Source organism: Suttonella ornithocola, assembly GCF_001889065.1.
Taxonomy (GTDB): domain Bacteria; phylum Pseudomonadota; class Gammaproteobacteria; order Cardiobacteriales; family Cardiobacteriaceae; genus Suttonella_A; species Suttonella_A ornithocola.
On the sequence record NZ_LWHB01000187.1, the window covers coordinates 1 to 4,251 of the forward strand.

Below are 4,251 nucleotides of genomic sequence, written 5' to 3' on the forward strand. Positions count from 1 at the left end.
TTTTGTGCAGCTTCTGTTTCAGTTGAAGCATCATGATTTAAAAATGCGACTAATCCCGGTGCACGCGTATTAACCGCGGGTGCATTCAATTTTTCATCTTCATCTTGCTCTGTTGTTTCAACAAACTCATCAGACTCAGCAAAGCTTTCGCTTTTTTCTATTGCTAGGGCATCTTCAATGCGGTTACCAATATTGTCATCATTCTTTTCTTCAGCAATGACTTGTCCATCACGACGCGTTTCCGGTGCTTTTCCTTGTCCACGAACCGCATAAATATCACGTGGGCGACCTTTATACACTATACGACCATTAAGCATTTCTGGTGGATTCGTTAAGCTCTCAACATCTGGATTGACATCATCTTGAACCACCTCAGCATTTTTGTCTTGTCGATGACGACGCGAAGATGAACGCTCATTTTGTTGCGCTTTATTTACTTCAGAAGTAACCGCTTGAGAAGATGTATTTTCTTCTTTTCTGGCTTCTTTTTTCTCTTGACGCTCTAATACTTGGTTTTCTTCTTGACGCGTTTCTTCTTCTGAAGAATAACGCTCATAAGTACGATGATTATTAGAAGCGTTAGATTGATTTCTTTCATCATTATTATTTTCTTCGCGATTTTGACGATTTTGACGATTGCGACGATTATTATTATTGTTACGACGCTCATCATTCTGTTCATTATGCGTTTTTTCAGCATCTTTTGTTGGTTCATCTAATGCTTTTGCATGACCTGTTTCCTTAAACAATGCCACCACTTTAGAAAACAAAGCAGACAACCCACTTTTTTCCGATTTTTTTTGCGCTTGACTCGCTGGAACAGGTGTTTGTGGCACAATACCGGAAACCGCTGGCTGCTCTGGTTGTGACAAGCTTGGAACAGGCAAAACGCTTTCTTCTTCGCTCTCACGTTTTGCTTGCATCCGATAACTTGGAATAGGCGCTGTATCTTCATCAATGTCATCATCACGCAAGCGTTCTAGATGATAATCTGGCGTATGAAGATTAGCATTAGGAATGAGAATAATATCCACTCCATAGCGCTGTTCAATAATACGCAAAGCTGCGCGTTTCTCATTTAATAAATACGTTGCAATAGAAACCGGAAGCTCTCCTGTAATGCGCTTCGTACGATCCTTCATCGCTTCTTCTTCAATCAAGCGCAAAATTGATAATGCTTGTGATTGAATACCTCTGATACTGCCTTGTCCCTTACAACGTGGACAAACACGATGACTCGCTTCATCTATTGATGCACGTAAACGCTGACGCGACATTTCCAACAAACCAAATCGAGAAATTCGACCGACTTGAACGCGAGCACGGTCAATTTTGGTCGCATCTGTTAAACGTTGCTCAATATCTTTACGATTTTGAGTAGATGCCATATCAATAAAATCAATAACAATCAATCCACCAAAATCACGTAACCGCATTTGGCGAGCAATCTCATCTGCAGCTTCCAAATTCGTTTGATAAGCCGTTTCTTCAATATCGCCACCCTTTGTTGCTTTAGAAGAGTTAATATCAATAGAAACCAAAGCTTCTGTGTAATCAATGACTAACTCACCACCAGAAGGCAGTTTTACGCTATGTTGGTAAGCAGATTCAATCTGTCCTTCAATTTGATAGCGACTAAATAGCGGAATCGTATCATCATAGAATTTTAGCTTTGAAACAGAACTGGGCATGACCAAATTCATAAAATCCATTGCTTGCTGATACACACGTTCATCATCAATCAAAATTTGATTGATATCAGGACGCAAATAATCACGTAATGCACGAACAATAATATTGCTTTCTTGATAAATTAACCGTTGTGGCGTGGCTTTTTCATACTCTTCTTTTATCGCTGTCCATACTTGCATTAAGAAATCTAAATCCCATTGCAATTCTTCTTGCGAACGCCCGACTCCTGCGGTTCGAACAATAACGCCCATTTCTTCTGGGACATCTAATGCCTCTAAAGTTTCGCGTAATTCTTTTCTATCATCCCCTTGTATACGGCGAGAAACGCCTCCCGCTCGCGGATTATTTGGCATAAGCACCAAAAAGCGCCCTGCCAAAGAAATATAAGTTGTTAATGCCGCACCTTTATTACCGCGCTCTTCTTTTTCGATTTGCACCAAAACTTCTTGCCCAACTTCGAGCATATCTTTGATGCTTTGTTTATTGCTACTGGTTGAGCCAGTTAAATACTCTTTGGCAATTTCTTTAAAAGGTAAGAAACCGTGTCTAGGGCTACCATAATCTACGAATACCGCTTCTAAAGAAGGTTCAATTCTAGTAATTTTACCCTTGTAAACATTGGCTTTTTTTTGCGCAGAATAAAGCGTTTCAATATCTAAATCGTATAATTGTTGGCCATCGACAAGCGCAACCCGAAGCTCTTCTTGTTGGGTTGCATTGATTAACATTCTTTTCATTATAAATTCTCCAAAAGGCCGATTCAGGATGTGTTCCTGTCGACAAAAACAGATTAAAAATAGAATTAAGCATGCTATAAATGCCACACAAAGGACGCATATAACACATTGATGCTAAATAGAGAGACACAATATCTCTGCTTTGCTTATTGCTATTCGCTGCAATTTGTAAGCAAACAGAAACCTTATGCTGTGAAAAAAAAGAAATACTGAGCACAAACAACAAATACTTTAATAGCATCAATACCTTGCATTGGCGATAAAAAGCGAGCAGTTTGTTTGCGACCATCTTATATCCTAAATTTGAAAGATAATCCCCAATAGTCATAACGCGGAGAACCCGCAAACTGGGCGATTATATGAAATCTCTTATAACCGCAAACTATAACAATTTACCGCTGTTCGCGCAATCTACGCGCTATACTATACTTGCTCCGATGAATTGAGTATGACACGATAGCACGTTTTTAATCTCCCAGCCCTAAAATAGGATACCTCATGTCGGAAAAATCTTCTCCCTATTGCGTTTATGAACAGCCTTTATCAGAGCGTATGCGATTGTTTATGCGCTTAGAATCTATATTTTTACAAATGCACCTTTTCCATAAAGCCGATGAATACTATTCTATCCAGCTATTTTTAGATGCCTTATTTGATGTACTAGACTTTTTACATCGCTATGAAATTCGTTCTGAAATCTTAAAAGAATTGCACCGACTTAAAACCGCCATCGCTAGAGATAATATTCAATGTTTAGAACATTTTAAAAGCCACACCGAAATGGAAGATGCCATTGACCACGCCTTAAATGCCATTCATGATATCGACCTCAATCCAATTAGTATGCTTCGCGAAAATGAATTATTTAACAGCCTACGCCAACGCAACTTTAATCAAAGTGGCAACTGTCTATTTGAAGTTCCTGCGTATCAATTTTGGTTAGCCAAAAATATTCATAACACTAATCCTTTCCTTATCCACTGCTATAACTTATTCATTCCGATTTCAGATGCTATTAGTCTTGTCTTAGGGATGGTTCGTGCATGTGCAGAGTGCACCGAAGAGTCCACACACGATGGAATGTTCTTAAAAACATTGGATAAAGATAAACGGAATCAAATCTTACGCATCCACCTTGACCCTCAGCACAACGTTTTTCCAAGAATTAGTGGAGATAATCACCGCTTTGCCATTCGTTTTATGGAACAAGACAATCCACAAATGCGTTCTGTGCAAACCAATCGCCCCGTCCATTTCGCCTTACAAGTTTGTGCCTTATAAAAAAAGCCGCTTATCGCGGCTTTTTTGCTATCTAATAGCATTATTTATCAAGCGTAAAATCCTTACCATCGTAACTCATCGTTTGAACAGTCTTTAAGGGCGCATCCGCAGTTGCACCACCGATTAAAACTACTTTTCCTTGATAAGTTAAGCTAACACCATATCCTGCACCTTGTGCTAAATCGCCCACCTTTTTCCACTGATTATCCTTCAAACTTAAAGCATAAACGGAAGATTGATAAGTCTTTTTCAAACCTTCATGTGCATATATAGTGCAATCATCTAAACCAACCCAATCCAAAGCAGATAAAAGAATAAAGTATCAATACAATCCATCCGACCATTCTTTGCTATTTGCTTAATCCAAGCCCACATCTTTTCAATAGGATTTAAGTCTGGACTATAAGGGGGTAACCAAACTATCTCATGCCCATGCTCTTCAATGATTGCTTGAATATCACTGCGTTTATGAAAAGCGGCATTGTCCATGACAATTACACTGTTTTTAGGTAACTCAGGTAACAGTGCTTCTCTCACCCAA

Annotated in this window: 4 protein-coding genes; 1 reads left to right on the forward strand and 3 read right to left on the reverse strand. The window is 39.1% G+C overall.

Annotation, left to right across the window (positions count from 1 at the left end):
- Positions 1 to 2,429 (reverse strand): Rne/Rng family ribonuclease (locus A5N85_RS12375; RefSeq protein WP_143143289.1); only part of this gene is annotated, 2,429 nt, incomplete at its 3' end.
- 498 nt (positions 2,430 to 2,927) lie between these two features.
- Between A5N85_RS12375 and A5N85_RS12380 the strand changes: the two genes are divergently transcribed.
- Positions 2,928 to 3,710: a cell division protein ZapD gene (locus A5N85_RS12380; RefSeq protein ID WP_072577487.1), complete on the forward strand. Its 783-nt coding sequence runs from the start codon at positions 2,928 to 2,930 to the stop codon at positions 3,708 to 3,710.
- 40 nt (positions 3,711 to 3,750) lie between these two features.
- Here A5N85_RS12380 and A5N85_RS12385 read toward each other — a convergent pair whose 3' ends face one another.
- Positions 3,751 to 4,011 (reverse strand): hypothetical protein, encoded by a 261-nt coding sequence (locus tag A5N85_RS12385; protein WP_072577488.1) that lies wholly within the window; start codon positions 4,009 to 4,011, stop codon positions 3,751 to 3,753.
- Positions 3,993 to 4,251: transposase (locus A5N85_RS12390; RefSeq protein WP_211268208.1), on the reverse strand; the 259-nt coding region annotated here is incomplete at its 5' end. The genes A5N85_RS12390 and A5N85_RS12385, both read right to left, overlap by 19 nt.